Source organism: Candidatus Phytoplasma pruni, assembly GCF_001277135.1.
GTDB lineage: Bacteria > Bacillota_I > Bacilli_A > Acholeplasmatales > Acholeplasmataceae > Phytoplasma > Phytoplasma pruni.
In genome coordinates, this window is the sequence record NZ_LHCF01000028.1 from 1 (window position 1) to 3,632 (window position 3,632).

Annotated in this window: 4 protein-coding genes; 3 read left to right on the top strand and 1 reads right to left on the bottom strand. The window is 22.8% G+C overall.

Annotated features, from left to right (window positions below; genetic code table 11):
• Positions 1-320: 320 nt before the first annotated feature.
• On the bottom strand, positions 321-527 hold the full coding sequence (locus CPX_RS02580; protein ID WP_053521611.1) for a hypothetical protein: 207 nt from the start codon (positions 525-527) through the stop codon (positions 321-323).
• Positions 528-783: 256 nt separating this feature from the next.
• Between CPX_RS02580 and CPX_RS03430 the strand changes: the two genes are divergently transcribed.
• The 3 genes from CPX_RS03430 to CPX_RS02590 all read left to right on the top strand — a co-directional run bounded on the left by CPX_RS03430 (position 784) and on the right by CPX_RS02590 (position 3,311).
• Complete coding sequence (locus CPX_RS03430; RefSeq protein WP_235443268.1) at positions 784-1,026, top strand: hypothetical protein; 243 nt, start codon at positions 784-786, stop codon at positions 1,024-1,026.
• Positions 1,007-1,861, top strand: coding sequence for a DUF2130 domain-containing protein (locus CPX_RS02585; RefSeq protein WP_235443269.1), 855 nt, complete (start codon positions 1,007-1,009; stop codon positions 1,859-1,861). Before CPX_RS03430 ends, CPX_RS02585 begins: the two co-directional genes overlap by 20 nt.
• A 118-nt stretch (positions 1,862-1,979) precedes the next feature.
• Positions 1,980-3,311, top strand: a complete 1,332-nt coding sequence (locus tag CPX_RS02590; protein ID WP_053521612.1) for an rRNA adenine N-6-methyltransferase family protein — start codon at positions 1,980-1,982, stop codon at positions 3,309-3,311.
• The last annotated feature ends 321 nt before the right edge of the window (positions 3,312-3,632 follow it).

A 3,632-nucleotide genomic window follows, 5' to 3' on the forward strand; every position in this document is an offset into this window, starting at 1 on the left:
AAATTTTTTAAAAATTTTTAAAAAACAAAAAAAATTAAATATAGTACTATTTTTATATATTATTATTTGTTGATATAAAAGAAAAAACCCTGAAAAAGGGTCTCTATTGGTTAACTGTTGATTTTTAATTTTTTTTAACAATTCTTTATAATTTTTTTGTAATTTTATAATTTTATTTGTTGTTTGAACATAATTTTCGATATCAAATTTTTCTTTATTAAGTGAACATATTTTCATAAATAATTGTTGTCTGTAATATGAAAGATCCCAAATTTGTTCATTCATTTCGAATAACGTATTAATTATATATTCCGATTTGTTCATAAAGTTCTTTTAATTCTATATCTAAACTTTTTAATCGCTGTTTTAAAATTCATTGTATTAAGATGAAATCGATCGTATTGTAAAATTTTATTAGATAAATATTTACTTCGAGATAAATTTTTATCAATTTTATTTTCTATATTATTCCTTATATCTGTAAACGATGATAAATTATTACTAGTACTAGCTTCATTATTATGCATCGCCTTTAATTAATTAAATAATTTCTAATAAAACCTAATATTTTACTATTATAAAACCAAATGGTTATCATCAGTAAGTCAAAAAAAAGTTATAAAATAAAAATTAATTATAAAAAAATGGATCATTATTTTATCAAAAAAACTAGGCAATTAGTGTTTTTTTGTGTTATATTTAAATGAAGCCATACAATATTAATCTTTATATCTTAATTATTTTTCCATAAAACAATTTTTAAACAATAAAGAGGTGAATAAAATGAAAAAAATTAAAGTTTTATTTAAAAATTCGTATGAATTAGAATTGAAAGAAAAGGGTTCTGTTGGGGATATAATTGATTTAAGAGATTCTATTGAAATTAATCTAGACGAATTAGGTAAAAATTATCAAGAAGAACAACTGGCAAAAATGCATTCTTTCTTGCAACAAAAATATGAAAAACAAATCAAAGAATTGGCAGCACCAACACGAGAAAGAAAAAATGCTTCTAGAACACAATAAGGAACAAGAAATTTTTCAATTACAATTGAAAAGAGCTAATTTTAACATTAAATTAGTAGGAGAAAACTTAGAACAATGGTGCGATAATGAGGTACAAAACCAATTGTTAATTTCTAATGATATCACTTGGATAAAAGATAACCAAATCATTAATAACGCTAAAGGGGATTTTATTTACAAACTTCATTTTAACACTGAAAAAAAAGATGATCAAATTTTAACTTCCGCACTTTTAGAAATGAAATCAGAAGTGAAAAACAATTTAGTACCTCAAATTAAAAAACGTAAAAACGAACAATATTTTAAAAAAATAGATCAAGATCGTAAAAATAAAAATTTAGAATTCGCTCTTTTAGTAAGCGAATTAGAATACGAGCAAGAAAACGATATCCCCGTTAAAAAGGTGCCTGAATATGAAAATATGTTTATTGTGAGGCCAGCTTATTTAGTCGTTTTTCTTAACATTATTACCGCTTTAGGACGTAAACATAAAGAATTAATTATGAATGATTTTCAAGAAAAACAAGAGTTTAAAAAAGAACAAGACATTAAAGATGATTTTCAAGCGATGAAAAACGAAATCTTGGATCATTCCTTTAAAAATATCGAAAATAATTTAATTACGATTCAGAAAGAAAACGAAAATATTAAAAAAATATCTAACTCTTTATTTGAATCTTATGAAATTATTCAAACTAAAATTAATACTATTTTAGAACGCCATTTTAAAACAGTTTTAAATAAGATTAATAACTTTAAAATCGATAAAATTATTAAAAAATTAACCATTTGGAGGAATAATAATAAGTTTTTAAAACCTTTTCACTGTCTTTGAGTAAACAAATAATAATTTGGTATAATGGATAATGTAATTTATAATATTGATATTTAAAATTGAAATATTTTTTATTATTAAATTAAAATTTATTTTATCTCGTTAGAAAGGTAAATCTTTGGAAAAAATTAGTGTTTTGCTTAATTATTTTAAAAAAACTTATCATAGAATAATTAAGTTTACTGTTTTACTTTTGATTTTGATTTCGCTAACTCTTTTGTTAGGTGGATTTTATAGTTTTAATCTTTTGTTAGAAAAAGATAATTTTGTTAAATTTAGATGGTATTATTTTTTTTCTTTTTCGAAACAGTGTCTCTTTTTAATCTTAATTACTTTTGTTTTAATGATTTTTCAAAAAAATAAACGTATTATTGATATTTTTGCTTTATGTTCTTTGGTGAGTGTTATCATCAACACTATCTTTTTACGTTCTTTTATTAGGGATTGGAATATTTACCCTTCTTCAGGGGTACCGTTTTTTAATTTAATTATTTATTTTTTAGAATATATCATTATTCCTATTTGTTTTGTTATTTTTTATTTTATCAACGGTTCTTTTAAAGTTAATTACAGTATGTTAGGTTTAACGTTAATTCATCCTTTACTTTATTTCATTGATAGTTATTTAATTAATTTATTGATGAATTGGTCTGAAGAAAAAATTTTCAGTACTCGTTTTTTTGCCAAACAATTGATTAATCCTGATAACCAAAAACATCTCTTTATTTCTTATTGCAAAATTTTTCTCGCTTTTTTCTTTTTAACTGCCGGGATTATCTTTTTACAAAAAAAGAAAAAATTTCTTTGGTGGAAAAGTTTATTTTTCTTCTCCCTTTTATTGTTTGTTTCTTGTATGGCCCTTCAACCGAAAGAATGGTTGCACGCTAAAGAAGTGGTTTTAAACCCTACTACAATGGGAGCTGGTCTTTTTCCTGAAACACAAGAAATGTCTGAATATTTTCAAACAGTTTCAGATTTAACCCCAGAAGAACTCAAAAAAAATAATAATAAAATTTTAGAATTAGGTTCCGGTTGTGGTAATGTTACTCAATATTTAATAGAAAAATTTGGGGTAGAAAATATAATAGCTGTGGAAATAGATGGTTTTTTATGCCAAGAATTAAAAACTCATTTTCCTGGTTTGAAAGTTATTCAAGGCAATGCCGCTCATTTTGAAACTTTACTCCAAAAAGAAAAAATAACGCATCAACAAATTAAAGGAATTGTTTCTACTTTGCCGGTCGGTATTTTCGATTCTCAAGATTTTCAAAGTTTAAAAACCGGTATTGAAAAAATAGTGGTCCAAAATAATATTAAATATATGAATTATCGTTTTAAAATGTTTGAAACTGAAACTAGAGAAATGCCAGAACTGAAAAAAATCAATAATTTCGTGTTTATTTCGGAAATGGTAATCCCTTTAAGTGTTTATACTTACGTTAAAAAATAAAATTTAATTTTATATCAATACAACCTATCTTTTAATTTAAAAGAACCTTTTTAAAGGTTCTTTTTTTATCATTTATGATGATATATGCAATAAATAAAAAGAGGTTTTAAGAAAAGAATTCTCTTTTATCGGTAAATTTATGGTTTTATTTCTAGAAAAAAAAGAGTTTCACTGTTTTTTGAAAAAAGATTTATTTTTTGCATTAAAAATAATTAATGATTCTATATTAGTGTAAAATATTAATGTAAACTAAAAAAACACTTATCAAACAAAAATAAAAAGTTAGAAAAAAATATATTTAAAAGTTAAATGTTTTTCTTT

Bases quoted from the DNA above. Each gene is read 5' to 3' on its own strand.
- CPX_RS02580 (WP_053521611.1), bottom strand. From the start codon at position 527: ATGCATAATAATGAAGCTAGTACTAGTAATAATTTATCATCGTTTACA.
- CPX_RS03430 (WP_235443268.1), top strand. From the start codon at position 784: ATGAAAAAAATTAAAGTTTTATTTAAAAATTCGTATGAATTAGAATTG.
- CPX_RS02585 (WP_235443269.1), top strand. From the start codon at position 1,007: ATGCTTCTAGAACACAATAAGGAACAAGAAATTTTTCAATTACAATTG.